Genomic DNA, 24,600 nt, shown 5'->3' with positions numbered 1-24,600 from the left:
CGGCCTCTACGCCAAAGGCTCCGGCTACGACTCCGGCGCGACCGCGGTCAACCGTTCGACGGCCTTCCAGAGGTCGGCTTCGCGCTGCGGGTCGTAGGACTCGTCCGAGGAGCGGCCCACACGGTTGCGGTCGACGTAGGAACCGGTCGGCGCCCGGAGCGTGCCGAGGACGACGTCGGCGAGGTGGCGTCCGGCGGCGCCGGGGCTCGTGGCGAAGGGGGTGAGGATCATCAGGGGCATGACGCGCCGCATCGCGAACCGGGAGAAGGGATCGGCGTCCCGGGCCAGGCCGGTGCCGGGGACGAACCCCGGGTTGTAGGCCACGACGTCGATCCCGGACGGCAGGCGGCGCGCGTACTCGTGAACCAGGTAGATCGCGGCCAGCTTGCTCGTCGAGTACGCGGTGCGCCCACCGGCCGCGGTGTGCGGCTCGGCGAAGGCGCCCGTACGGGCGAGAGCGTCCGGGGACTTCCAGACCGGCCCCGGCACCATGCCCAGGTTGTGCCTGAGGTCGCCGAAGTGGGTGTCACTTGACGTGATCACGATCCGGGCAGGGGTGGCGAAACGCTCCTGGAGCAGGCGTACGAACAGATGGTTGGCGAGCACGTTGACCGTGAAGGTGGACTCCAGCCCCTCCGGCCCCTCGGTCAGCGCGTTGCTGTACTGAATGCCGGCGTTCCCCACGAAGCCGCGCAGCGGCGGCAGGTCACCGCGGTCGAGCCGGTCGCGGATCTCGACGGCGGCCGCCCGGACGCTGTCCAGCGAGCCGAGGTCCGCCTGGACGTGCGAGACCGGGCGCCCGCCCGAGGAGAGCTCCGCGGCGAGCCGCGCGCCGGAGGACGGGCGGGCGACGACGACGAGGTGCGTCTCCGGCGACCGGCGCAGGATGTGCCGGGCGGCGACGCGGCCGATTCCGCGGCTCGCGCCCGTCATCACCAGGGTGTGCTTCATGCCGGGTTCCTTCGCTGTCGCACCGGTGGCGCCCGCTCCGGGCGCAGGTCCACGGTCGTCCCAAGCGCCGCCGCCGGCCAGTGCACCATCCGTCACCAGGACCGGCAGTACCCAGGCTCAGCCGTCGCCGTGCCGCGAGAATGGGTCCATGGCTGCCTCCCGCTCCGATTTCGCCGCGCTCCTGCGCGCCTGGCGTGACCGCCTCTCCCCGGCCGACGCCGGCTTCACGGCGACCGGCGGCCGTCGCGCGCCGGGACTGCGCCGCGAGGAGCTGGCCCAGCTGGCGGGGCTGTCCGTCGACTACGTTCTGCGCCTGGAACAGGGCCGCGCCAAGAACCCCTCGGCGCAGGTCGTCGGCGCTCTCGCGCGCGCCCTTCAGCTCGCCCGCGCCGAGCGCGACCAGCTCTACCGCAGCGCCGGGCTCCTGCCGCCGCAGGACGGGACCGTCGACACCCACGTGCCCCCAGGCATCCAGCGGCTCGTCTCGCGCCTCGGCGACGTCCCGATCGGCGTGTTCACCGCGGACTGGACCCTGGTGTGGTGGAACACCATGTGGAGCGCCCTGCACGGCGACCCCGCCGCCCTCCCGGCCGCCGAGCGCAACCTCGCCCGCGCGCTCTTCGGCGACGGCGCCGCGAGCGCCCTGATGCTCCCCGTCCGGTCCGAACGCGGACCGGACGCGTTCGCCGCCTCGATCGTCGCCGACCTCAAGGACGCCGTCTCCCGCTATCCCACCGACGCCCGGCTCGATCGTCTCGTACGAGAACTCCGCGAGACGTCCGGCGCCTTCGCCCATCACTGGGCCGCGCGGACGACCGCCGCCCCGCACACGACCGACGCGAAGACCATCCGGCACCCTCAGGTCGGCGACATCCTGCTCGACTGCGACGTCCTCATCGTTCCCGGCGCCGACCTGCGCCTGGTCACCTACACGGCGGCGTCCGGAAGCGCCGAGGACGGAAAGCTCGACCTTCTCCGCGTCACGGGAGGCAGCGTCGCCACTGTCGCCACCACGCATCACTGACCGGTTTCCGGGTTACCCGACCTCGGTGTCCTCGGGGACGCTCCTGGCCAGTGCGGCGAGGGTCGCCGGCGCAGCGCCGAGGCCACCCGGTCGCCGATCGCCTCCGGTTCCGGGAGCACTCCGCAGCCGTCCATGGCGAGCGGGACCAGGGTGCTGCCGAGGCGGGTGGCGATGCCTTGACCAGCGGATACGTCAACTCCTCGACGCCGAGCGTCCCGACTACCGGCCGTCACTGTCGCGTGTACGCGTGCCCGCCCTCATCGTCGTCGGTGGCGATGACGAGTCCACCCCGATCGGTGACGCCCGGCTCATGCACGAGATCATCCCGGGCTCCGAGCACGTCGTCATCGAGGACACCGCACACCTGCCCGACCTCGAACGACCGGCCGAGTTGAACGAGACGCTGAGCAGGTCCCTCGACTCGATCCCGCAGAAGCGATGACCCCATGACGGCGTCGATCATCGCCCGCCCTGCGGGTCACCTGGTCCTGATCCGCTCCAGGGAGTCGTCCCGGCAGCCGGCGGGCGCGCTCACCGGGTTGCAGCGGACCGGTGCCCCGCTCGGCAGCTCGGCCGTGTAGTCGCTGCCGTGCCTGGCCGACAGGCCGATCGCCGGGAAGTCGGTGCTGACCATCTGCGCGCCGCTGTCGAGTGCCGCCTTCAGGCGGCCGGTGCTGCCCGACCTGGCCTCGGTGAACGGCACGTCGGACCGGGTCCGCACGAAGTAGCCCTTGCGTACGAGGTCCTGGATCTGCGCGGTGTTGGCGCCCTCCGGCTCGTTCCAGCCGACGAAGGCGGCGTCAGGCCGGCCGGGCCGGGAATTCGTGAACAGCACCCGCCCTTCAAGGCTCGGCCGGCCCGCCAGGTAAGGCTCCTGGATGGCGCTCGCCTGGTTGTCCATGAAGAACATGACCTTGCCACGGGACGCCTTCAGCTCCGGCCAGCCGTACCTGAGCACCGACTGTTCGAGGGTGAGCCCCGGCCTGCGGACGTCGTCGGGGGTGATGAGCCGGTCGGCGGGGAAGACCGAGCGGATCTCGGCGTCCAGGGCGTCCATGAGCGCCGGGTCCCAGGCCGGGCTCCTGGCTCCGCCCATGGCCTCCTTGGCCGGGTCGGTGCTCTTGAACTCGGTCAGGATCGTCAGCGGAACGTGGCCGGGGTTCTTGTCGGACCACTCGCGTACCTGACGCAGGCAGGTGAGGAGTGCGGAGCAGTTGGTGCCGTAGTCGTGGTCGGCCCAGTGCAGCACCTTGAAGCCGGGCCGGGCGAGGGCGGGGTCGTCGAGCGCGGGCAGGCCGGCGTCGCGGCGCACCAGCGGGTTGCTGTAGAGGCCACCCCGAGGGTCGGGGAAGACGTCCAGCTCGATGCCGCGCACGTGCTGGGCGCCGAACTGGTTGGGCAGCGCGGTGTGCGAGTACTGCAGGTTCCACCAGTTGGCGTCGGTCCTTCGCTGCACGTCCTTCTCGGCGTCGGTCAGCTCGCGGTGGTAACTGTTGTGGGTCGCGATGGTCTGGACGTGGTTGATCCGCAGGGTGCCGTGGCCGTTGGTGGCGGCGTCGGCAGCGGGGACGGCCGCGAGCGCGGTGACGGCGGTGGCGGCGATGAGGGCGAGACGGCGCATGGGATCCGACACTCCAAGGCGGCGGTGAACAGGTGATCAATAAATGTCCCAACGTGTCGGGAAAAATGCGCGAACGTCAAAGGATGACCGGCGGCTGTCCGTCACCGGGCCGAGCGGCCGAGATATCGGCGCAGGGCTTCGCGCCCACCCGGAACGAAGGGCCCTCGATCGACCACCTTCCGCAGTTCGGCCTCGGTGAGCCAGGCATGCCACCCGATCTCGGACGGATCTGCGGCCAACGGCCCGGCGATCACGGCCTCGTGCACCCCGAACCAGACGGGGCTGATCCCGTCCTGGCACAGGAACTTGAACAAGAAGCGGACCGGGACGACGGCGCCCAGTTCCTCGGCCAGTTCACGGGCCGCCGCGTCCTCGTACGATTCGCCCACGCCCGCGGCGCCGCCGACCATCACGTCATAGTGGCCGGGAAGACGAACATGCCCCTCGGCCCGGCGCAGCACGAGGATCCGCCCCGTCGGGTCGCGGCAGATCGTCGTCGCGATCCGATGCATCCACCTCCGGCGCACCGCCTCTGCACGCTCCACGACTTCCAGCACCCGGTCCTGCTCGTCCACCCGCTCGATCGGCTCACCCATGCGGCACACGGTCGCAGACGTCACTGACAACCCGGCGTGGGGTCACCCCCGCTGCTTCCACGACTCGACCCTCAGCGCCGACAAGTCCCGGCGTGCGCCGTCCTCACCCACGACGGCGCTCACCCGGACATCGAGAAGCTAAGCAACCTCAGTTGACTACAGCCGAACTAGTCAACTAAGGTTGCTTGCATGCCGGCGGAAACCACACCCCAGGACCCTGCCGACGCGCTCGCGGCGGTCGCGGCGCTGCGGCGCCTGGCCGACCACCTCGAGGACGCCGCCGTGGAGCAGGCCATGCGCGCCGGGTGGAGCTGGCCGGAGGTCGCCGAGGCGCTCGACGTCACCCGGCAGGCGGTCCACAAGAAGCACGCCAAGCGGCTCATCGCCGCCGGCGTGACGCTGAGGAGACGACAGTGAGCACGATCGACCACTACATCAACGACATCGTCCTGCGGGGAGCGGCCGAGGCGCGGGAGGAAGGCTCTGCCGCTACCGAGGCCCACCACCTCCTGCTGGCCATCGCCGCCGTCGAGGGCACCGCCGCGCACCGCGTGCTGACGGCGGCGGGGCTCGGGCGGCAGGCCGTCAGGGACGCGCTGCACCGGGAGTTCGAGCACAGCCTCGAAGCGGTCGGGGTGTCCCTCGCCTCCCATGACCTCCCGAAGACCTTCCGTGACCCCAAGGATCAACCGAAGCCCGGCGCCTCCGCCCGGCTCGCGCTCGAACGCGGTTTTGCCGCCGCCAAAGGCAAGAAGGACCTGCGTCCCGCGCACCTGCTGCTCGGCGTCCTGAGTGCCGACGTCGGCATCGTTCCCCGTGCGCTCGCGCTGGCGGGCGTCGACCGGGCCGGACTGATGGATCGCGTCAGGGAGACGCTCACGCGCGAAAGCTGGTGACCAGCACCCCCGCCCCCGCGCACCGGCCCCGGTTCGGGCCGCGATGCGCCATGCCCTCGCGCCGGGCTTCGCCGGCACGAGGGCATCCGATCACGAGAAGAGGTCATCTCATGACGAAGAGCAACGGTGTCGTGCTCGACGTCGACGGGCTGCGCATGCGCTACGGCCCGCTCGACGTCCTGCACGACGTCACGTTCCAGGCCCGCCACGGCGAGGTTCTGGCCCTGCTCGGGCCGAACGGCGCGGGCAAGACCACCACGATCGAGATCCTGGAGGGTTTCCGCGCCCGGTCGCAGGGCCGGGTCTCGGTACTCGGCGCCGATCCCGCGCACGGCGACGAGCTGTGGCGGGCCAGGCTCGGGATCGTGCTGCAGTCCTGGCGCGACCACGGCAAATGGCGGGTACGCGAGTTCCTCGCCCACCTCGGCGCCTACTACGCCCCCTACGCCGCCCCCGGGATCCCGCGGCCCTGGGACCCTGACGAGCTGATCGAGAGGGTCGGTCTGACCGAGCACGCCGGCAAGAAGCTCAAGACGCTGTCGGGCGGCCAGCGGCGCAGGCTCGACGTGGCGGTCGGCCTCGTCGGGCGCCCTGAGATGTTGTTCCTCGACGAGCCGACCACCGGCTTCGACCCGCAGGCCAGGTCCGACTTCCACGATCTCGTACGCGACCTGGCCGAAGCCCGCGAGACCACCGTCCTGCTCACCACCCACGACCTGGACGAGGCCGAGAAGCTGGCCGACCGCATCCTCGTGCTGAACGGCGGCCGGATCGTCGCCGACGGCACCTCCGCCGAGCTGGCACGGCGGATCGCCGGCGAGGACGAGGTGCGCTGGACGCGCGACGGGCGGCGGTACGTCGAAAGGACGCCCGACTCGACCACGTTCGCCCGCGAGCTGTTCGCCCGCCACGGCGACGACGTCCAGGAACTGGAGGTCCACCGGGCCTCGCTGGAGCAGACGTACCTGGCGCTGGTGCGCGAGGCCGAAAGGGAGGCCCGATGAACGCGACCGTCCTGCGCGCGGGCTGGTCCCGGGGCCTGATCGAGCTGCGGCAGTCGTTCACCAACGGCGCCGAGCTGTTCTCCCACTTCCTGTGGCCCGCCCTGATGGTGGGCACGCTGTTCTTCATCCGGGACCTGCCGGTCGGCACGCTCATGCTCGGCGCCCTGGCCTTGCCCGGCATCCTCGGCATGAACGCCGCGACCGGCGTGATCGGCATGAGCCAGCAGCTCACCGCCGACCGCGAGGACGGCACGCTGCTGCGCGCCAAGGCGACCCCGCACGGGATGCCCGCCTACCTGATGGGCAAGCTGATCTCGGTGTCCGGCGGCCTGCTGGCCGACCTGGTGATCTTCCTCGTGCCGGCCGCGCTCCTCGTCGAGGGCCTGCGGATCGGCCCGGGCTCCTGGCCCGGCCTGGCCTGGGTGCTGGCGCTCGGACTGGTCGCGACCCTGCCCATCGGCGCGGTCCTGGGCTCGGTGTTCACCACCGCACGCGCCCAGGGGCTGGTCCAGCTGCCGTTCCTCGCCCTGATCGGCATCTCCGGCATCTTCTACCCGATCACCGCACTGCCCGAGTGGCTGCAGTGGCTCGCCCAGATCTTCCCCGTCTACTGGATGGGACTCGGCATGCGCTCGGCCCTGCTGCCGGACTCGGCGCTCGCCGTCGAGATCGGCGAGTCCTGGCGGCACCTGGAGACCGCCGGAGTGCTGGGCGCCTGGGCGGTGCTCGGCCTGCTCGTGGCGCCGATCGTGCTGCGGCGGATGGCACGTGGGGAGTCCGGCTCGACGGTGGCGGCACGCCGTGAGCGTGCCCTGCGGCGGGTCGGGTGACCGCCGTGACCGTCACGACGGTGACCGGCCGATCCCTGGCGCCGGACCTGGCCCGGGGCGTGATGTTGCTGGCGATCGCGGTGGCGCACGCGCCGGTGTTCGTCACGGGCACGTCCTTCGGGGTGCTCGACGGCGTGGCCGCGTTCCTCGATCATCTGCTCGCCCACAACCAGGCCCGGCCGATGTTCGTGGTGATGTTCGGCTACGCGCTGGGCCAGTTCGCGTACCGGCATCAGGTGAAGGGCGGGGACTGGGACTCGCTCAAGAAGCTCCTGCGGCGCCGGAGCCGATGGCTGATCGTCATCGGCTTCGTGCACGGAGTGCTCGTGCCGCTGGACATCATCGCGGTGTACGGGCTGACGTTGCTGATGCTCGTCCCGCTCGTACGGGCCCGGGACTCGGTGTTGTGCCGGACGGCCGCCCTGGCCCTCCTCCCGGCGGTGCTCGTGACCTCCGGACCGGTCCTGCTGGCCTTGGCCGGCGCCGTGGACGTCGCCGGGGCAGGGATCATGCCGGCCGACCTCGGCTCCCATCTGCTGTCCGGCCTCCAGATGTGGCCGGTGAAGACGGTCCTGGGCACGATCGACATCGTGCCGGGCATGATGCTGGGCATCTGGGCGGCTCGCCGCCGCCTCCTGGACGACCCCGAGCGGCACCGGCCCCTGCTGCGCCGCGTCACCGTGATCTGCCTCGGCGTCGCACTCGCCGGCCGGCTCCCGGGAGCCCTGCTGCTGTCCGGCGTGTGGACGCCCCCCGCGCCGTGGGCAGCCGTCCTCGCGCACACCCTCACCGGCTATGCCGGCGGCATCGGCCTGGCCGCCCTCATGGGGCTCATCGCGACACGCCCCCGTCTCGGCCCCCTCACCGCCGCACTCGCCGCCCTCGGCCGGCGCTCGCTGACCTTCTACCTGTTCCAGTCAGCGGTGTTCCTCGCCCTGTTCTACCCGTTCACGCTGGGCCTGTCCGACGACCTGGGCTTCGCCGCCGCCTTCGGAACCGCCCTCGCGGTCGGCGCCGTCTCGATCGTCCTCGCGACCTGGCTGGACCGCACAGGCCACCGAGGCCCGATGGAGGTCCTCCTACGGCGCCTGACCTACGGTCACCGCAACACAACGGCCTAGCGCAAGAGCTGTTCCTTGGACCTGCCGGCCGCGCCCGGCCCCGCCTGGAGCGTCGATCAGCACCCGGATCTCGGCACCTCCAGCGGAACCCGCGCGCGGAGCCGGTAGCCGCCGCCCGGCAGCGTCCCCACTTCCAGCCGGCCGCCGGCGTTCCCGACCCGCTCGGCCAGCCCGGCGAGCCCGTTCCCCGGAGCGCGGGCGTCCCCGTCGTCCATGGGGCCGGTCGGGCGGCCGTCGTCGCGGACCTCCAGGCTGGCCGCCGTCTCACTCACCCCCAGCTCGATCCAGCACCGCCGGGCCCGGCTGTGGCGCAGGACGTTCGTGACGGCCTCGCGTACCGCCCAGGCCAGCAGCACCTCGGCGGCGGCCGGGATGGGCCCGTCGGCCGGCGAGACCCGCACCTCCACCCCGGCCACCTCGAGATTCCGGGTGGCGGTCTCCAGCTCCGCTGACAACGACGGCGTGCGATAGCCCGCGATGGCGAGCCGCACCTCGTCGAGCGCCTGCCGCGCGGCCCCTTCCACCTCACTCATCTCCCGCGCCGCCCGCGCGGCGTCGGTGGTCGCCAGCCGGGCGGCGAGCTGGCTCCTGATGGTGATCGAGGTGAGCGTGTGGCCGAGCGTGTCGTGCAGGTCCCTGGCGAAGCGCAGCCGCTCGTTCTCCACGGCCAACCGCTCCACCTCGGCGTACGCCGCCTGGAGCCGGACCAGCAGCAACCCCATGTGCTTCATGCCGTAGCAGGTCGCCGCCTGCACCGCGATGACGAGCGGCACCCACCACAGCTGCCCGAACGGCACCTCGGCGGCCACCAGGACCAGCACCTCCACGACGGCGGTCGCGGCCGCCGCCACCGCGAACGCCCGATCGCCCAGCGAGGCCGCGAACGCGCTGATCACGAACACGAACGACGTGTACGCCCACGGCGCTCCGAACAACGGCAGCAGTGCCAGCGCCGACCCGGTCATGCCCGCCAACGCCCACGGCCGCCGCCTCAGTGCCCGCCCGCCCAGCACCCGCCACATGATCGCCAGCCAGCAGGCGGCGAACCCGGCCACCAGCGCCAGCGCCCCCACCACGGCCACGGGCTCAGGACCGGCGGCCAGGAACACCCGCAACGGCCAGACCACCAGCAGCAACCAGACGAAGCAGGTAGCACGGGCCAGCGTGCGGCCCCGCCGGACGGCGGGCTCCCGTGCCGGCGACCTCACAGGGACCGTCACGACGATCGACGGTAGCACCACAGCCCCAGGGCGCCGAAGCCCAGCGTCCACGCCGTCAGCACGCCCAGCCCCGACCAGGTCGGCGGCAGGCCGTCCAGCGCCCGCCACCCCAGTGACCCCGCCTGGTAGGCCGGGCTGTACTCGGCCAGCACCCGCATCCCTTCCGGCATCGTCTCGACCGGCAGCCACAGCCCGCCCAGCACCGACAGCCCGAAGTAGACGGCGGTCATGGCCAAGGTCGCGGCCGGCCCCCGCAACGTGTACCCGAAGGCGATGCCCAGCGCCGCGAACGGCAGCACGCCCACCCAGATCAGCGCCACCAGCGCGGGCCAGGTGCCGACGGACAGGCGCACGTCCGACAGCAACGCCCCGGCCGCCAGCACGGCCACGATGCCCGGCAGCGCCCCGGCTGCCCCGCTCAGCAGCTTGGCCGTCACGTAGCCGTGCGCGGGCAGCGGCGTCACCGCGAGCTGCCGCAGCCAGCCCTTGCCGCGCTCCAGCGCGATGGTGTTCCCGATGAACAGCGCGCCCGCCATCGCGCCGTACGTGGCCATCGACACCATCGTGTACGCGGCGAGGTCCCCCTGCCTCCCTTGCGGGGCCAGGTTCAGCACCTTGGTCCACAGCAGGTACAGCGCCACCGGGAACGCCGTCAGCATGACCAGGTTCACCGGACTGCGGAAGCCGCGCCGCAGCTCCAGCCGCACGTAGGCACCCATCAGTCCCGTCCTCCTCCGGTCAGGCTCAGGAACGCGCTCTCCAGGTCCGTGCTCTCCACCCGTACGTGGCGGACCTGCTCGTACGTGGCGAACAGGGCCCGCAGTGTGGCGTCGGAGTCGTTCGTGCGCAGGGTGACGGCGTGGCCCTCGATCACGGTGTGCAGCACGCCGGGCAGCGCTCCGAGCAGGGCCGGGTCCGCGCCGTCCAAGGAGCAGCGCACCTCCAGGCCGCCGACCAGCGACTTGACCGCGGCGACCGGGCCGTCGGCGACGACCTTGCCCTGCGCGAGCAGCACGATCCGGTCGGCGTGGTCGTCGGCCTCGGTCAGGTAGTGCGTGGCGAACACGGCGGTACGGCCCGCGGCGGTCCTGGACCGTACCTCCTGCCACAGGGCGCGGCGGCTCTCCACGTCCAGGCCGACCGTCGGCTCGTCCAGCACCAGCAGCTCGGGATCGCCGACCACGCACAACGCGAACCTGACGCGCTGCCGCTGCCCGCCCGACAACCGGCCGACGCGCTGCCCGGCGAACTCCTCGACGCCCGCCGCCCGCATCGCCCGCTCAGGCGCCATCGCCCGCGGGTACATCCCCGCCACCGCCCTCACCAGCTCCGCCACCCGCACGTCCTCCAGCAGCCCCGACTCCTGCGGCAGCACTCCGACCCGTCCTGTGCGCAGCGCCTCCAGCGGTGTGCGGCCGAGCACCCGGGCCGAGCCCGTGCCGGGGGCCAGCAGCCCGAGCGCGATGGACAGCAGCGTGCTCTTGCCCGCGCCGTTGGGGCCGAGCACCGCCACCGTCTCTCCCTCACCCACGTGCAGATCCACGCCGCCGAGCGCGGCGATCCGGCCGTAGTGCTTGCTCACGGCCTCCATCTCCAGTGCGTTTCCCATGCGGCCAGCCTGGTCGCCGGGGTGGTGACGGAGGTAGTGCCGTACGTCAGCCGGGCCCGTATGACGGATGTCAGTCGTCCGGGGTCACCTGGGAAGCCTGCGCGTCGCGACGGCCGTGAGCGCCGCGGCGGCCGCCGCCAGCGGTGCGGCCAGCCACGGCAGGCGGGCCGGGCCCTGCCATTCGAGGCCGAGCGCCCCGGCGGCGCCCGAGAGCGACACGGCGAGGTAGAGCGCCGACTGGTGGAGCGCGGTGACGGTTCCGGCGCCCGGCCCCGCCATAGGCGCGCGAGACGGTTTCCGCTGGGACGCCCATGGCGACTGCGAGGGCGGTGGCGGCGGCGAAACCGTCTGCCGAGGTTCCACCGGCGGTTGAGGCTTTCCCGCCCGCCCTCCAGCGCTCCCCGGCGGAAGTCTCCGGGGCTGGTTCAACGACAGCCTTGACGTATGAGCGCTGGAAGGGCCGGGAACCCGGTGCCGTTCGGGTCCTGCGGCGTTCAGGGGCCGAACCTGGCCCACGCGTTGCCGATGACGGCCGCCGCCGGGGCCGTGAGCGTGGCGGCCGTCGTGCCCGTCCCGCTCACGAAGGCGGCCGTCATCGGCCCTGCGCGGACCACGACCGAGATGAGGAGAGATCATGACTGATGCCCTGCCGGATCCGGTGACCTTCCCGATGCCCCGTGCGGCGGCCTGTCCGTTCGACCCGGCGCCCGAGCTGACCCGCCGCAGCGAGGAATCGCCCGTCTCACGCGTCCGCCTCTGGGACGGCACCACCCCCTGGCTGGTCACCCGCTACGACGACGTCCGCGCGGTGCTGGCCGATCCGCGCGTCAGCGTCGACGTGTCGCAGCCGGGCTTCCCGCACACCAACGCGGTGAGCAAGGCACGCGACGCGCGGATGAAGACGCTGATGCAGATGGACGCCCCCGAGCACACCGCCCATCGGCGCCTGCTGACCGCCGACTTCACGATCAGGAAGATGGAGGCGCTGCGGCCCAGGATCCAGCGGATCGTCGACGACCTCATCGACGACCTGCTCGCTGGCCCCAACCCGGCCGACCTGGTGGAGGCGGTCGCGCTGCCGGTCCCTTCGCTGGTGATCTGCGAACTGCTCGGCGTGCCCTATGCGGACCGGGCCTTCTTCCAGCGCGTGGCCGGCGAACTCGTCATGGACGAGGGCGACCCCGCGCGGGCCCTGGCCGCCGCCGAGGAGCTGAACGCCTACCTGGAGGCGCTGGTGCAGGCCAAGAGCGACAAGCCGGGCGAGGACATCCTCAGCAGGCTGGCCGTGGAGCAGTACAGGACGGGGGCGATGACCCTGAACGACATCTCCACGATGGGCCAGCTCCTGCTGGTGGCCGGGCACGACACCACCGCCAACATGATCGCGCTCGGCACGGCCGCGCTGCTGGCCCACCCGGGCCGGCTCGCGGCGGTGCGTGACGGCGACCCGGCGCTGGTGGCCGACGCCGTCGAGGAGCTGCTGCGCTATCTGTCCATCACCCACACCGAGGCCCGCCGCGTCGCCCGCGAGGACCTGGAGGTCGGCGGCACGGTGATCCGGGCGGGCGAGGGCATCGTCGTCGTGAAGAGCACCGCCAACCGGGACCCGTCGGCCTTCCCGAACCCCGGCGTCCTCGACGTCCGCCGCAAGGCCCGTCACCACGTCGCCTTCGGGTACGGCGTCCACCAGTGCCTGGGGCAGTCGCTGGCCCGGGTGGAGCTCCAGGTCGTCTACGGCACGCTCTACCGGCGCGTCCCCACGCTGGCGGCGGCCGTGCCGCTGGAGGAGCTGGAGTTCAAACAGCAGGCCGTCTTCTACGGCGTCCGCGAACTGCCCGTCACCTGGTGATCGAACGAAGGAGTCAAGCACATGAAGGTCACCGTGGATCAGGACGCCTGCACCGGCTCGGGGCAGTGTGTCCTCGTCTGTCCCGACGTGTTCGACCAGCGCGAGGAGGACGGCATCGTCGTCCTGCTGCGGGACAGCCCGGAACCGGGGCTGCGTGAGGGCGTCGGCGAGGCCGCCCGGCTCTGCCCGGCCCGCGCGATCACGCTGAGCGGGTCGTGAGCCGGCCCTCCCGGATCGTGGTCGTGGGCGCCTCGGCGGCGGGCCTGACCGCCGCCGAGGCCCTGCGCCGCGACGGATTCACCGGCTCGCTGACCCTGGTCGGCGCGGAGCGGCGGGAGCCCTACGACCGGCCCCCGCTGTCCAAGCAGATCCTGCTCGGCAGGTGGACGCCCGATCGCGTGACGCTGGGCCGCCACGAGTCCCGCGCCGCGCTGGGCGCCGACTGGCGGCTCGGCGTCGCCGCCACCGGCCTCGACACCGGCGCGCGCGAACTCGCCCTCTCCGACGGCGGCGTCCTGCCCTACGACGGGCTGGTGATCGCCACTGGCGTCGTCCCGCGCCGGCTGCCGTCAGGACACGAACTCGGCGGCGTGCACGTGCTGCGCACCCTCGGCGACGCCCTCGCCCTGCGGGAGGGGCTGCTCGCCGCCCGGTCGGTGGTCGTCGTCGGCGCGGGCTTCCTCGGAACGGAGGTCGCCGCCGTCGCCCGGCGGCTCGGCCTGGACGTCACCCTGGTCGATCCGCTCCCCGCGCCGTTGACCGACCGGCTCGGCGACCGGGTGGCGCGACTGCTGGCCGGCCTGCACGCCGGGCACGGCGTCCGCCTGCGCCCCGGCACCCTGGTCACCGGCCTGACCGGCCACGACGGCCAGGTGGACGGTGTCGACCTGGACGGCGGCGCGCACGTCCCGGCCGACCTGGTGCTCGTGGCCGTCGGCTCGGCCCCGGCGACCGGCTGGCTGACCGGCAGCGGCCTGGACGTGGAAGACGGCGTCGAGTGCGACCACCGGTGCCGGGCCGCGCCCGGCGTGGTCGCCGCCGGCGACGTCGCCTCCTGGCGGCACCCCCGCTTCGGCCGCCTGCGCGTCGAACACCGGCTGAACGCCACCGAGCAGGGCACGGCCGCAGCCAGGACGCTCCTCGGCGGGCAGGCCCCCTTCGCACCCGTGCCCTACTTCTGGACCGACCAGTACGACGTGAAGATCCAGGTCCACGGTGTCACCGGCGGCGACGCCCGGTTCCAGGTCGTCGCCGGGGACCCCGCCACCGGCCGGTTCGCCGGCCTGTACGGCAGGGACGGCCACGTCATCGGCGCCATGAGCTGGAACCTGCCCCGGCAGGCACGCGAGCTCCGCCGCCACGTCGCCGAACGGACCCCGTGGCGGCAGGCGACCACCGGATGACCCGGCGCTCGACCGCGCATCAGCGGGCCCGTCCGTGACGGGCCTTCGCCCTCTTGGACGCGATCGGCGCCGTGGTTGCGGACGTCCCGTTTGAGGGCCTGGGTGTCATGCCCGAGGCGCTGGGCGAGCTCGGCGGCGGCGGTCGCGGGCAGTTCGTGGATGAGGCGCAGCAGATCGTCGGTCCAGGGGCCGCGGCGGCCGGCCTTGTCGATGCCGGCCGGCCGCCGCCGTATTTCGGTTGCCTCTTCGGCGTCCAGGGCACCGCGTTCGCGGAGTGCCACGCGGGGAGGCCAACGATGGGGCGCCTCGTGGCGCGGTGTGCCTCACGTCATGCTGCCACCTGTGAGCGCGGTGGCGAGCTTGTCCATGGCGGACGTCGCGGACGGGCTCGCGGTGGGGCCGAGCGCGGTGAGGCTGGCCATCAGGGCGGCGATCTCGCGCAGGTCGAAGGCGATGGCGGGGAAACGGCCGTGCCGGCCGAGGGCGACTCCTCCGCCGCGGCCGGTGGTGACGTCGATGGGGACGCCGGACTGCCGGAGGCGCTCGACGTCACGGGCGATGGTGCGTGCGGAGACGCCGAAGTCGCGGGCGAGGGTGCCGACGGTGATGCGATCGGCGGCGGCGTGGAGCCGTTCGATGAGGTGTTGCTGGCGCTCGACACGGCGCACCGTCAGGTGGTTCTCGCGCGAGGCAGCGGACTTTGCGGACGACTTCATGTCGAAGGATCGTAACCATGACACAGGCTTGTCCAGGTTCGTAGCTAACGTGACATCCCATGAGGGAGAACACCGTCGTGCGCGAGTTCCTCGACCGATACGCCCGCGCCCTGCTCGCCGAGACGGCGCACAGCGCCTGGGCCGACGTCACCCGGCACCATGAGGGCAGCGCCACCGAACGCCACCTCTGTCACCTCATCAACACGGTGCCCCCGCTGACCCCTCTCGGCCGATGAGCGCTCCGGCGTTCAGGATCGAGCCCGCGTCGGCGGACCGCTTCGACGACGTCTCGACCATGCTCGCCCCCAGAAGGCCGGGCACGACCGCCTGCTGGTGCCTGAGCCATCGCATCGATCCCGCGGTCAACCGCGAACTCGGTCCCGACCAGCGGCCGGGCTACATGCGACGCTTGTGCCGACAGCCGGTCGCACCGGGTGTCCTGGCCTATGACGTCGATGAGGTCGTCGGCTGGGCCGGTGTCGCGCCCCGCGCCGAGGTGTATTCCGTCGCCCGCAACAGCAGGATCCCCAAGATCGGCGACGACCTCGCGATCTGGTCGATCTGGTGCCTGAAAGTCCGTGCCGGCCATCGCGGCCGGGGGGTGGCGAGGGCGCTGATCGACGGCGCCGTCCGGTTCGCGCGCGAGCACGGCGCCGCGGCCGTCGAGGGCTACCCGGTCGACAACGACGGCAAGAAGATCGACACCATGCTGGCGTTCGTCGGTACCCGCTCCCTGTTCGAGTCCGCCGGCTTCGTCAAGATCGCCGACACCGGGTCGACGGCCGCCGGAGTGCCGCGCATCGTCATGCGACTCGGCGGTTGAGGCCGGGCGGCGCCAGAGTCCGATCCGCGGGCCGGACAGACCCGGCGCTCGCCGTGCTGTTCCGAGGTGCTCAGTAGAGAATCCACAGTTCGTAGTGCGGCTGCCCGTTCTCCCAACTGCTCGGGAACCATGGGCACTTGTAGCCGCGTCCCCATCGCACACCGTCCCTGTGGCACGCGTTGTAGCCCTCCGAGCTGGACGGGTAGTACCCCGCGATCTGCCAATCAGCCATGGACGAGGACGCCACGGCCGGCGAGGAGGCCAGGACGGCGGGGGCAGCGAGGGCCAGGGTCGTGCACGCGACACCGGCAGCGCGCTTCCACGTGATCAAAACACTCTCCGATCGTCGACTGAGGCGATCTTCGTATGATCAGGACGCCATGTCGTTGGCCCTCGACGCACTGATTCTTGCTCACGACCGCAGCGAGGTGAGCTTCGCGACAGAGCACCCAGAGGGGCCCCGGAAGCCGCGGGCAGGGAAGAACGAATCCTGGGCGAAGAGGGGAGGTGAGGTGGCGCCACGCTCGACCCTGGGCCCGCCAGGAAGCGCGACCTGACCTTCTCCAACCCGACGACCTCGCCGACGAGCTCGATCAGGCGCCGCAATGGTGATCTTTTTGGGTCAAGACACCGGGTCTCCGATTCATGGTGAACTGTCAACGTTCTGGCTGGTCGGCACGCTGATGCTCCGGGACGCAACCCACGCGAGCACCTGTGTCGTCAGCTCGGCATGGTTGGCGCCGACGGCGTGGAACACGGTCGTGACCAGCTCTCGGCCCTGCGCCGCGTCCGCCAGGGCGTCGTCGATCCACTCCTGCGGCGCATCACGCTCACGCAGCCGGCGTTTCCGCTCGTCATCAGGGCAGTCCAGCAGAGCCCAATGGACCGGCCCGTCCCATCGCACGAACGCGGGCACCTCGCCGGCGTCGGGGATCGGACACATCAGCAGCACGGGATGACCGGCCCGGCGCACCACGGTCACGATGCGTCGCCACATCCGGTCGTAGGCCGGCCAGATCGGCGCCGCCTCGGGTACCGCGATGGGCACACCGATCAGCTCGCCGTCCTCGAGCAGCTCGTCCATGTCCATCACGACCAACCCGTCCGCCGCCTGGAGGAGGTGCGGCAGCAAAGTCGTCTTGCCCGCGCCAGGCGCCCCCGCGAGCAGGTACAGGGGTGCGTGAACGCCCTTGAGACGATCTCCCATCCAGCCGATGGTAACCGGCCGGACGTTGAGGCGCCGAGCCGGGAAGGCGGACGTCGGGACGCCCCGGCGTCATCGGCGTGTGTGGCCGTCGTCCGCGGCCGACGTGGCGCGGGTCAGGGCCTCGTGCCGGTAGTCCTTGGGCGGCAGGCCGTACCTGGCGCGAAAGGACTTGCTGAGGTCGGCGGCGCGGACGAATCCCCAGCGGGCGGCGATGACATGGATGGGCTGCGCGGCCAGGCTCGGATCGGCCAGGTCGGCACGGCAGTGCTCCAGGCGGCGGCGCCGGATCCAGGCTGTCAGCGTCGTGCCCTGACGCTGGAACAGCAGTTGCAGGTAGCGCACGGAGATGTGGTGCCGCTGGGCGATCGCGCGGGGCGTCAGGTCGGCGTCGGCGAGGTTGTGCTCGACGAACGCCCGGATGCGCGCCATCAGGGCAAGCTGCCGGGTCTCGGGCGACAGGCGGTCCTGCGCGTTCAGCAGATGGGCGAGGAAGGCCAGGGCCAGGTCCAGGGTGGCGGCGCCGAGGCGCTTCACGTCAGGTAAGGACATGGACTGCGCCTCGCGCACCAGCGTCCTGAGGTAGCCGGCGAGGATCGCGCCGAAGCCGCCGCCCGCGGGCACCGCGTGGGCCAGGAGCGCGTCGACCTTGCTGGACGGCAGGGGAAGCTCGGATTTGGGCAGATGCACGATGATCGCCCGCGCCGGCCCCGGCCCGTCGAACGCACCGCCCTCGTAGGGGTGGGAGGTGTCCCACATCACCAGGTCGCCGGCCCCCATCCGGGTGTCGTTGCCGCCCTGGGAGATCCACATCGTGCTCCCGACGATCAGGGCGAGCTCGTACCTCTCGGGGTCGGAGCGGCGGATCAGCGCGGGCGTGCGCACCGAGCTGAGCGCCGGGAACGACATGGTCGTCACCTGTACGGTGTCCAGGTCGATCGCCCCCGCCGAAGCCCGGAAGTCGGCGGCATGGTCGCTGGTGACCCGGATGGGCGCCACGTCGTGGCTGATCAGGTCGCACCACCAGTCGAATCGCTGGTCGGGCGGCAGGTCCGTGCTGTGCAGGGTGACGATTCCCAATTTCACCTCTCACGCCGTGATCTCGAGCTTCCGAGACGTACTCGATGTGACGAGAAGCCCAGCCGATGCGACGATCGCGGCGCCCCCGCCGACCACATCATCCGCCATCCCGAGGCCGCGTCGGCCGGCCGGACCGGGGTGCGAGCCGGTGTCCGTGCCGCCGTCGCCAAGGAACAGTGCGCGCTCCGCCAACGACTTCCATGATCCGCCGTGCCTATGCTGCCCACGTCGGACCGCGAACGGGGTTCTCCACCACATGTTCGACGCAGCGGCCGTGGTCGTCACGGCCGGGACCACACATCGGAGGACGTATGCGGCCACGACTCAAGAACGTCGCCTGGGAACGGATGGGCGAGGAGCTCCGCCTCGTGTACGACCTGCGTGACCAGTTGATCGTGACCGACCCCGGTGGCCAGGTGGAGAAGCTCCTCGCCCTGCTGCGCGAGGGCGGGCGCACCGTCGGCCAGCTTGCCGGCGAGCTGGAGCTCCCCGTCCAGGACGTGCTCGACGCGATCGAGGCCCTCGACGCCGAGCGACTGCTGGAGGACGGCGATCGCCTGGGCGTCCTCGACGCCGCCGAAGCCGAGCGCCACTTCAGCAACCTGGCCTTCTTCGAGTCGTTCGGCACGTTGTCGCGCAGCCGCGAGGACCTGCAACGCCGGCTGCGCGAGTCGCACGTGCTCGTCCTCGGCACCGGCGGACTCAACTCCAACACGATCCCGCATCTCAGCGGGCTGGGCGTCGGCAGGATGACGCTGGTCGACAGGGACACCGTCGACGTGCGCAACTTCGCCAGGCAGTACCTCTACCGCTGGGAGGACCTCGGCGCCAGGAAGGTCGAGCGGGCGGCGGAGTGGGTGCGCGCCTTCGATCCGGCCATCAAGGTCCAGGCGATCGACACGGGCGTCGAGAGCGCCGGGCAACTGGCCGAGCTCCTCGACGAGACGCGCCCCGACGTGGTCGCCTCGGGGATCGACCAGCCCAAGGAGGTCGACCTCTGGGTCAACGCGGCCTGCGTGGGGCACGGCGTGCCGTTCGTACGCGGCGGCATCACGGTCACCAAGGGGATCGTCTGGTCGGTCGCGCCAGGGGAGAGCGCCTGCAGGGCCTGCGTCCCCGCCGATCCGACCAGGCCCGACGGCCACGCCGATCCCGACGAGCCCGCGCTGAGCGCCGAGATCGCCGCGGCCCGCCTGTTCTACAGCAGGCCGCAGCCCAACAGGGGCATCGGGCCCGTCGCCGGCCTGCTCGGCGCGCTCCACGCCTTCGAGGTGCTGCGCTACCTGACCGGTTTCGAGCCACCGGCGTACGCCGGTCGGCCACTCACCATCGACTTCGCCGGCGCCTGCGCCATGAGTCAGGCCGAGTGGTCCCGCAATCCCGACTGTGTGACCTGCGGAAGGAGTTGAGCACCATGAAGATCGAGATCGTGCGGATCGAGAACACCCGCCTGACCGGGCTGAACACGCCCGACTCCTGACCATCGAGGGCGCACCCCGGCCGAGGCAGGGGTGCGCCCTCCCTTGTCGCTCCGCGAGCTCCAGGAGGACGGATGTCCGCCATCGCCGACCGGGACCTGCGCGAACGGGCCGCCCGGCTCACCGTCGCCTTCGACGGTGACGCCTGGATCCTGGGCCGTCCCGACCTCGGAATCTTCGTCGCGGTGCCGGAGCCGGGCGCGGTGTTCGTCACCACACTGCAGGAGGGCGGCTCGGCCGCCGAGGCCGCGGGGCGGGCGAGCGAGGTGGCGGGCGAGGAGGTCGACGGGGCCGACTTCCTCGACGGTCTCACCGGCGCCGGCCTGCTCGACCCGCCCGCGCCTCCCGAGGAGCGAGCCCCCAGCGGCTGGATCGAGGGACTCGGCCAGGACACGGCGGCCAGATTCTTCGGCAGGACCGCCTGGACGTGCTACGCGGCGGCAGCGGTCTTCGTCGTAACCGTCTTGGCGTTCGCGCCCGACTTGCGTCCTTCATGGGAGGACGCCTGGTTTCTCCCGAGCGCCGCACTGTCGATGCTCACCTACCTGCTGGTCGACATCGCCTTCAGCGCCCTGCACGAGGCGTGGCACTGGGTCGCGGGCAGGGCGCTCGGAGTCCCCGCCACGTTCAGGGTCAGCTATCGGGGCCTCTACATCGTCTTCGAGACCGACCTGACCCAGATCGTGAACGTGCCGCGCCGCCGCAGGTACGGGGCCTACCTGGCGGGCATGGCCATCGACGTCGTGGTCGTGGCGACGGCATTGGGGCTGCGGTTGCTCGACCGGGCCGGGATGCTCACACTGCCTGAGACGTTGAGCGGGCTTCTCGGCGCGGTGGTGCTGTATCGGCTCGTCGGGATCGTCTGGCAGTGGGCCGCGGTGCCCATGCGCAGTGACGGCTACGCCGTACTGGCCAACGCGTTGCGCTGCCACAACCTGTACCGGGTCACGTGGCTGACCGCCAAGGCCAAGCTCTTCCGGCTGCCTCCCGCCGAGGCGGCCGAGCTGGCCTCGGCGGGCGAGCGTGATCGGCACGTGGCGCGCTGGTTCGCCCTGCTGTACATGGCGGGGGTCGTGGTCATGGCAGGCATGTTCGTGCTCGTGGCCCTGCCGCTGCTGCTCGCCCTCGCTCAGTGGGGCCTGGTACGGCTGAGCGCCGGCGCGACAGGTTCGGCCGCGTTCTGGGAGGCGCTCGCCGTGACGGCGTACGTGGCGACACAGCTTGCCCTGCCCCCACTCCTCGCACTGAGGGAACGCCGACTGCGCAGGTCGGGCAGGCTCCTCTGAAAGGATGCTGCCCACCGGCCAGTACTACGGGAACTCCACGTTGCGTCGCATCGCACGGGGAGATCCGGGGCAGCCGCTCTCCATGCGGACGCTGACAGCAGGCCGCGCAGTCCCCTTCGCCGCCCGTACGCGCCGCCGCGGCGTCCGGGGCCTGCTCCTGCCCGCGATGGCCGGACCGCTGACGCGGCCGACGGGCAGGAGAGGCGGGACGTCACGCGGCGGCGACGTGTCGTGATCAGCCGGTGTAGCGCGGCTTGACGGCGACCGGCTCCCTCGGCCCCGCCGTCCGCTCGACCCTGGGCCGGCTGTCGGTGGGCGCCGGGGAAGGCGCCGCGGAGGGGGCGGCGGAGGGCACCGCGGCGGGCTTCCTGGGCTCGGCCGAGGCCGTCCCCGACAACCCGGCGACACCCGCCGCGAGGGCCAGCGCCGCGCAGGCGCCGACGAGGATGTTTCTGATCTTCATAGGGTTCCTCTCATCCTTCGAACAGGGCCTCAGCCCTTGACGACGACCGGAGTGCCGATCGCCAGGTTCTTCGCCATCCAGGTGATGTCGTCGTTGCTGACCCGGACGCAGCCATGGCTGGCCCGCGTGCCGATGGCGGAAGGTCTGTTCGTCCCGTGGATCGCCAGCTGGCCAGGGCCGCCGGCGAAGCTCTTCAGCACCGGCGAGAAGCCGCTCAGTCCGAAGGCGTAGGCGCCGTAGGCCCCGCCGTCACCGGTGGGCTTCACCAGCTCGGTGAAGAAGTAGCGGCCCGGAGGCGTCGGCGTCCCCGCCTCGCCGGTCGCGACCCTGCCCGTCCTGACGGCCCGGTCGCCGTCGTAGACCGTGAAGCGGAACGCCCCGCGATCGATCTCCACACGGTGGGAGGTCTCCGCGAGCGTCACGTCGGCGGCCTTGATCCAGCCCTTGCTGCCGTTCGGCCGGATCGGCAGCAGCACCTGGAGCCAGTCGCCCTCGTCGCGTTCCACCAGGAAGACGCGCGTCGCGCCGTAGTCGTTGGGACTGGTGATCGTCCTCTGGACCGCGCCCTGATTGTCCCGATAAATCGTGATCCGGGCCCTCTTGGCGCTCGCGATCTTCGATCTGGCGCCGCCCGCCGGGGTGCTCGCCGAACCGGGGCGTACGGCACTGACGGCACTGACGGCGCTGTCTGCACCGGCCGCATGGTCCGTGCTGACGGCGCTGCCCGCGCAGCCCGCCAGCAGGAAGGCGAGTGCCGTCGCCGCGGCCGTACGAAGCAGGTTGGTTCTCACCCGGCGCAGCCTGGCGACAGAATGTGTGGAACCTGTTTGCCTGTCGTGCGAATCCCGTATGCACTCTCGGAGTACGCATAACCTCGGGCCATGTGCGCGTACGTACTGGTCGCCGAGGACGACCCCAAGCAGGCCGAACTGCTCAGGCGCTACCTGGAGCGGGAGGGCCACGAGGTCCGCGTCGTGCACGACGGACGTTCGGCGATCGACGAGGCCCGGCAGGGAGACCCCGGCCTCGTGCTGCTCGACGTGATGATGCCGAAGGTCGACGGGCTGGACGTCTGCCGGGTGCTGCGCGGCGAGTCCGACCTGCCGATCCTGATGCTGACGGCCAGGTCCACCGAGGACGACCTGCTGCTCGGGCTCGACCTCGGCGCCGACGACTACGTCACCAAGCCGTACAGCCCGCGCGAGCTGATGGCCCGCGTGCGGACGCTGCTGCGCCGTACGGGCAGGTCGCCGGAGGCCGGCCGGCTGTTCCGGGCGGGCGACCTCGTCGTCGACCCGGTCAGGCACACCGTCACCGTGGCGGGCACGCCGGTGGACTGCACGCTCGCGGAGTTCCGGATCATCGAGACGCTGGCCGCCGAGCCGGAACGGGTGTTCAGCAGGAAGCAACTGCTGGAGCGCGTCCACGGGTTCGACCGGTTCATCACCGAACGCACGGTCGACGTGCACGTGATGAACCTGCGCAAGAAGATCGAGCCCGACCCGCGCCGGCCGTCCCGGCTGTTGACCGTGTACGGCGTCGGCTACAAGCTGACCCAGGCATGAGGTCGCTGTTCGTCAGGCTGCTCACGAGCTCGGCCGTCGTGGCGGTCTGCTCGATCACGGCGACGGCGTGGCTGGCCGCCAACAGCACCTCCGGCGCGATCCAGCGCGAGCAGGGCCAGACGCTGGCCAGCGACGCCCAGATCAACAACAGCCTGCTCGGCTACGCCTCCCGCCATCCCGACTGGTCCGGCGTCGCCGCCACCGTACGCGACCTCGCCGCCGCCAACAGCCGCCGCATCGCGCTGACCACCGAGAAGGGCGCCCTCATCGCGGACTCGGCGTCCGCCGGGACTGCGCTGCCCGCCCGGGTGTCGGCCGTCGTCGATCCGCTGGCCGTGGACGTGACCCTGGTGCCGGGGGCGGCCGAGGACCGCATCGATCCGCGCGCGGTGGGCCCCTTCCTGCTGCCCGACCGTGACCGTGCCCGGCTGGGGAAGGCCGCCGACGCCTACGCCGTCTGCATGAGACGTACCGGGCAGGCCGTACGGACGACGGTCTCCCACACCGGCAGGCCCTCCGTGACGACGACCGGCGAGGGTGTCCCGCGGGAGCCGAGCCAGCCGAGCCCGGTCCCGGCGGTGACGACCCCCTGCGACGCCGTCACCTTCAACGCGCCGACGCCCACCGAGAAGACCGCGTTGAAGCAGCTCAACCTCCTGGTCGGCAGATGCCTGAAGGGCAAGAACGCGGAACGCGGCTCGGTCGGCCTCGACTTCACCTGGATCTCCAAGGAGAGGCGGCCGGCGTCGTCGGCCGCCGAACCCGGCCAGTCGATCTCCTCCTGCATCGTCACCGCCCGCAAGGAACAGCTCGATCCCTACGTCGCTCCGGCCGCCTACCTGTACATCGGATCCCCCGCCGAGGCCACCGGCCCGCGCATCCCGCTGCCCTCGATCGCCGGCGCCGCCCTCCTCGTGCTCGTGCTGACCGTCGGCGTCAGCGTCATGGCGGCCAGACGCCTGGTCGGCCCGGTCAACGCGCTCACCCACGCCGCCCGGCGGATGCGCGACGGGGACAGCTCCGCCCGCGTCCAGGTCAGGACGACCGGCGAGATCAGCGAGCTCGCCACGGCGTTCAACGAGATGTCCGAGCATCTCCAGCGCATGGAGGAGCAGCGCAAGGCCATGGTCAGCGACGTGTCCCACGAGTTGCGCACCCCGCTGAGCAACCTCAGAGGCTGGCTGGAGGCGGCACAGGACGGCGTCGCCGAGCTGGACCCCGCGCTGATCGCGTCCCTGGTCGAGGAGCTCCTGCTGTTGCAGCACATCGTGGACGACCTCCAGGACCTCGCCCTCGCCGACGCGGGCAAGCTCCGCCTGCATCTCGAACCCGTCCACCTCGGCGACCTCCTCGACCAGGTGGCCACCGCCCACCGAGGCCGCGCCGAAGCCGCCGGGCTCACCCTGACCACCGGCATCGCCGGCACTCCCGCCCTGACCGCCGACCCCGTACGACTCCGCCAGGCCGTCGGCAACCTCGTCACCAACTCCCTGCGTTACACGCGGGCCGGCGGGCACATCACGCTGACCGCCCGCCAGGACGGCGACCACGTGATCATCGAGGTGACCGACACGGGGATCGGCATCCGCGCCGAGCACCTTCCGCACGTCTTCGACCGGTTCTGGCGGGCGGAGAAGTCCCGCAACCGCCGCACCGGGGGCAGCGGCCTCGGCCTCGCCATCGTCCGCGACCTGGCCGAGGCGCACGGCGGCACCGCCACCGCCACCAGCACCCCGGGCGTCCGCACCACCTTCACCCTGCGCCTTCCGGGCGAGGACCCGTCCTAGGGTGACGGGGATGACGGGATCGGCGACCTCCTCCAGCTCGGCTGCCGGCATCGGCTGAGGGATCAGCTCCCCGG

Annotated in this window: 30 protein-coding genes; 18 read left to right on the top strand and 12 right to left on the bottom strand. The window is 71.9% G+C overall.

Translation table 11 applies throughout. The annotated features are described in order from the left end of the window. Positions 1 to 24: 24 nt before the first annotated feature. Positions 25 to 951 (bottom strand): SDR family NAD(P)-dependent oxidoreductase, encoded by a 927-nt coding sequence (locus AB0J97_RS13480; RefSeq protein ID WP_364087962.1) that lies wholly within the window; start codon positions 949 to 951, stop codon positions 25 to 27. 148 nt (positions 952 to 1,099) lie between these two features. On the opposite strand from AB0J97_RS13480, the gene AB0J97_RS13475 reads away from it, so the two are divergent. Together AB0J97_RS13475 and AB0J97_RS13470 are read left to right on the top strand one after the other, a co-directional pair. Continuing rightward, positions 1,100 to 1,975 carry a helix-turn-helix transcriptional regulator gene (locus tag AB0J97_RS13475; RefSeq protein ID WP_364087960.1) on the top strand — a complete coding sequence of 292 codons (876 nt, stop codon included), beginning with the start codon at positions 1,100 to 1,102 and terminating at the stop codon, positions 1,973 to 1,975. A gap of 25 nt (positions 1,976 to 2,000) precedes the next feature. Continuing rightward, complete coding sequence (locus tag AB0J97_RS13470) at positions 2,001 to 2,417, top strand: alpha/beta fold hydrolase (RefSeq protein WP_364087958.1); 417 nt, start codon at positions 2,001 to 2,003, stop codon at positions 2,415 to 2,417. Between the two features lie 36 nt (positions 2,418 to 2,453). On the opposite strand, the gene AB0J97_RS13465 is transcribed toward AB0J97_RS13470, so the two are convergent. Together AB0J97_RS13465 and AB0J97_RS13460 are read right to left on the bottom strand one after the other, a co-directional pair. Then, complete coding sequence (locus AB0J97_RS13465; protein WP_364087956.1) at positions 2,454 to 3,596, bottom strand: phosphatidylinositol-specific phospholipase C1-like protein; 1,143 nt, start codon at positions 3,594 to 3,596, stop codon at positions 2,454 to 2,456. A 101-nt stretch (positions 3,597 to 3,697) separates the two neighbouring features. Then, entirely contained in the window at positions 3,698 to 4,192 is a 495-nt protein-coding gene (locus AB0J97_RS13460; protein WP_364087954.1) for an NUDIX domain-containing protein, read from the bottom strand. A gap of 189 nt (positions 4,193 to 4,381) precedes the next feature. Here AB0J97_RS13460 and AB0J97_RS13455 point away from each other — a divergent pair, with 189 nt between their 5' ends. From AB0J97_RS13455 to AB0J97_RS13435, 5 genes are all read left to right on the top strand, one after another. After that, on the top strand, positions 4,382 to 4,609 hold the full coding sequence (locus AB0J97_RS13455; RefSeq protein WP_357696742.1) for an RNA polymerase subunit sigma-70: 228 nt from the start codon (positions 4,382 to 4,384) through the stop codon (positions 4,607 to 4,609). Beyond that, the gene (locus tag AB0J97_RS13450) at positions 4,606 to 5,088 is read left to right on the top strand and encodes a Clp protease N-terminal domain-containing protein (RefSeq protein WP_364087952.1); all 483 of its coding nucleotides are present in this window, start codon (positions 4,606 to 4,608) and stop codon (positions 5,086 to 5,088) included. The genes AB0J97_RS13455 and AB0J97_RS13450 overlap by 4 nt, the downstream gene beginning before the upstream one ends. A gap of 110 nt (positions 5,089 to 5,198) precedes the next feature. Continuing rightward, on the top strand, positions 5,199 to 6,092 hold the full coding sequence (locus AB0J97_RS13445) for an ABC transporter ATP-binding protein (protein WP_357696745.1): 894 nt from the start codon (positions 5,199 to 5,201) through the stop codon (positions 6,090 to 6,092). Then, a complete protein-coding gene (locus AB0J97_RS13440) occupies positions 6,089 to 6,922 on the top strand; it encodes an ABC transporter permease (protein WP_364087950.1) in 834 nt (277 codons plus the stop codon). The genes AB0J97_RS13445 and AB0J97_RS13440 overlap by 4 nt, the downstream gene beginning before the upstream one ends. Positions 6,923 to 6,927: 5 nt before the next feature. Continuing rightward, on the top strand, positions 6,928 to 8,043 hold the full coding sequence (locus AB0J97_RS13435) for a DUF418 domain-containing protein (protein WP_364087948.1): 1,116 nt from the start codon (positions 6,928 to 6,930) through the stop codon (positions 8,041 to 8,043). 56 nt (positions 8,044 to 8,099) lie between these two features. Here AB0J97_RS13435 and AB0J97_RS13430 read toward each other — a convergent pair whose 3' ends face one another. From AB0J97_RS13430 to AB0J97_RS13415, 4 genes are all read right to left on the bottom strand, one after another. Continuing rightward, entirely contained in the window at positions 8,100 to 9,263 is a 1,164-nt protein-coding gene (locus tag AB0J97_RS13430; protein ID WP_364087946.1) for a sensor histidine kinase, read from the bottom strand. Next, positions 9,260 to 9,982, bottom strand: a complete 723-nt coding sequence (locus AB0J97_RS13425; protein WP_364087944.1) for an ABC transporter permease — start codon at positions 9,980 to 9,982, stop codon at positions 9,260 to 9,262. Before AB0J97_RS13425 ends, AB0J97_RS13430 begins: the two co-directional genes overlap by 4 nt. Further along, complete coding sequence (locus AB0J97_RS13420) at positions 9,982 to 10,872, bottom strand: ABC transporter ATP-binding protein (protein WP_364087942.1); 891 nt, start codon at positions 10,870 to 10,872, stop codon at positions 9,982 to 9,984. The genes AB0J97_RS13425 and AB0J97_RS13420 overlap by 1 nt, the downstream gene beginning before the upstream one ends. 84 nt (positions 10,873 to 10,956) lie before the next feature. After that, positions 10,957 to 11,151, bottom strand: coding sequence for a hypothetical protein (locus AB0J97_RS13415; protein WP_364087940.1), 195 nt, complete (start codon positions 11,149 to 11,151; stop codon positions 10,957 to 10,959). 165 nt (positions 11,152 to 11,316) lie between these two features. Between AB0J97_RS13415 and AB0J97_RS13410 the strand changes: the two genes are divergently transcribed. Genes AB0J97_RS13410 through AB0J97_RS13395 form a run of 4 tightly spaced genes read left to right on the top strand, consistent with a single transcriptional unit; the run spans position 11,317 to position 14,124 of the window. Next, the gene (locus AB0J97_RS13410; RefSeq protein WP_364087938.1) at positions 11,317 to 11,514 is read left to right on the top strand and encodes a hypothetical protein; all 198 of its coding nucleotides are present in this window, start codon (positions 11,317 to 11,319) and stop codon (positions 11,512 to 11,514) included. Beyond that, on the top strand, positions 11,507 to 12,721 hold the full coding sequence (locus tag AB0J97_RS13405) for a cytochrome P450 (RefSeq protein ID WP_364087936.1): 1,215 nt from the start codon (positions 11,507 to 11,509) through the stop codon (positions 12,719 to 12,721). Before AB0J97_RS13410 ends, AB0J97_RS13405 begins: the two co-directional genes overlap by 8 nt. Positions 12,722 to 12,742: 21 nt before the next feature. Next, positions 12,743 to 12,940: a ferredoxin gene (locus AB0J97_RS13400; RefSeq protein ID WP_364087934.1), complete on the top strand. Its 198-nt coding sequence runs from the start codon at positions 12,743 to 12,745 to the stop codon at positions 12,938 to 12,940. Further along, positions 12,937 to 14,124 carry an FAD-dependent oxidoreductase gene (locus tag AB0J97_RS13395; RefSeq protein WP_364087932.1) on the top strand — a complete coding sequence of 396 codons (1,188 nt, stop codon included), beginning with the start codon at positions 12,937 to 12,939 and terminating at the stop codon, positions 14,122 to 14,124. The genes AB0J97_RS13400 and AB0J97_RS13395 overlap by 4 nt, the downstream gene beginning before the upstream one ends. A gap of 323 nt (positions 14,125 to 14,447) precedes the next feature. Here the strand turns inward: AB0J97_RS13395 and AB0J97_RS13390 are convergent, their stop codons facing one another. Then, positions 14,448 to 14,840 carry an HTH domain-containing protein gene (locus tag AB0J97_RS13390; RefSeq protein WP_364087930.1) on the bottom strand — a complete coding sequence of 131 codons (393 nt, stop codon included), beginning with the start codon at positions 14,838 to 14,840 and terminating at the stop codon, positions 14,448 to 14,450. 59 nt (positions 14,841 to 14,899) lie between these two features. On the opposite strand from AB0J97_RS13390, the gene AB0J97_RS13385 reads away from it, so the two are divergent. Both AB0J97_RS13385 and AB0J97_RS13380 read left to right on the top strand, forming a co-directional pair. Further along, positions 14,900 to 15,076 carry a hypothetical protein gene (locus AB0J97_RS13385; RefSeq protein ID WP_364087928.1) on the top strand — a complete coding sequence of 59 codons (177 nt, stop codon included), beginning with the start codon at positions 14,900 to 14,902 and terminating at the stop codon, positions 15,074 to 15,076. Beyond that, positions 15,073 to 15,663 carry a GNAT family N-acetyltransferase gene (locus AB0J97_RS13380; protein WP_364087924.1) on the top strand — a complete coding sequence of 197 codons (591 nt, stop codon included), beginning with the start codon at positions 15,073 to 15,075 and terminating at the stop codon, positions 15,661 to 15,663. Before AB0J97_RS13385 ends, AB0J97_RS13380 begins: the two co-directional genes overlap by 4 nt. Positions 15,664 to 16,306: 643 nt before the next feature. Here AB0J97_RS13380 and AB0J97_RS13375 read toward each other — a convergent pair. Beyond that, positions 16,307 to 16,870 (bottom strand): AAA family ATPase, encoded by a 564-nt coding sequence (locus AB0J97_RS13375; protein WP_364087921.1) that lies wholly within the window; start codon positions 16,868 to 16,870, stop codon positions 16,307 to 16,309. 69 nt (positions 16,871 to 16,939) lie between these two features. Continuing rightward, entirely contained in the window at positions 16,940 to 17,953 is a 1,014-nt protein-coding gene (locus AB0J97_RS13370; protein ID WP_364087918.1) for a helix-turn-helix domain-containing protein, read from the bottom strand. Positions 17,954 to 18,258: 305 nt separating this feature from the next. Between AB0J97_RS13370 and AB0J97_RS13365 the strand changes: the two genes are divergently transcribed. The 3 genes from AB0J97_RS13365 to AB0J97_RS13355 all read left to right on the top strand — a co-directional run bounded on the left by AB0J97_RS13365 (position 18,259) and on the right by AB0J97_RS13355 (position 20,946). After that, complete coding sequence (locus AB0J97_RS13365) at positions 18,259 to 19,356, top strand: ThiF family adenylyltransferase (protein ID WP_364087915.1); 1,098 nt, start codon at positions 18,259 to 18,261, stop codon at positions 19,354 to 19,356. 143 nt (positions 19,357 to 19,499) lie between these two features. Continuing rightward, positions 19,500 to 20,711, top strand: coding sequence for a hypothetical protein (locus tag AB0J97_RS13360; protein ID WP_364087911.1), 1,212 nt, complete (start codon positions 19,500 to 19,502; stop codon positions 20,709 to 20,711). Between the two features lie 4 nt (positions 20,712 to 20,715). Beyond that, positions 20,716 to 20,946 (top strand): hypothetical protein, encoded by a 231-nt coding sequence (locus tag AB0J97_RS13355; RefSeq protein ID WP_364087908.1) that lies wholly within the window; start codon positions 20,716 to 20,718, stop codon positions 20,944 to 20,946. Here the strand turns inward: AB0J97_RS13355 and AB0J97_RS13350 are convergent, their stop codons facing one another. Together AB0J97_RS13350 and AB0J97_RS13345 are read right to left on the bottom strand one after the other, a co-directional pair. Then, positions 20,947 to 21,174 (bottom strand): hypothetical protein, encoded by a 228-nt coding sequence (locus AB0J97_RS13350; protein WP_364087906.1) that lies wholly within the window; start codon positions 21,172 to 21,174, stop codon positions 20,947 to 20,949. It abuts the gene before it with no gap. A 29-nt stretch (positions 21,175 to 21,203) separates the two neighbouring features. Next, the gene (locus AB0J97_RS13345) at positions 21,204 to 21,965 is read right to left on the bottom strand and encodes a L,D-transpeptidase (protein WP_364087903.1); all 762 of its coding nucleotides are present in this window, start codon (positions 21,963 to 21,965) and stop codon (positions 21,204 to 21,206) included. A 90-nt stretch (positions 21,966 to 22,055) separates the two neighbouring features. Between AB0J97_RS13345 and AB0J97_RS13340 the strand changes: the two genes are divergently transcribed. Together AB0J97_RS13340 and AB0J97_RS13335 are read left to right on the top strand one after the other, a co-directional pair. Continuing rightward, entirely contained in the window at positions 22,056 to 22,739 is a 684-nt protein-coding gene (locus AB0J97_RS13340; protein WP_364087900.1) for a response regulator transcription factor, read from the top strand. Next, entirely contained in the window at positions 22,736 to 24,526 is a 1,791-nt protein-coding gene (locus AB0J97_RS13335; protein ID WP_364087898.1) for an ATP-binding protein, read from the top strand. Before AB0J97_RS13340 ends, AB0J97_RS13335 begins: the two co-directional genes overlap by 4 nt. Positions 24,527 to 24,600 lie beyond the last annotated feature (74 nt).

Origin of the sequence: Nonomuraea sp. NPDC049607 (genome assembly GCF_040675375.1) — a bacterium.
In the GTDB taxonomy this organism is placed as follows: Bacteria; Actinomycetota; Actinomycetes; order Streptosporangiales; family Streptosporangiaceae; genus Nonomuraea.
This window is presented reverse-complemented; position numbering and strand designations above follow the sequence as displayed.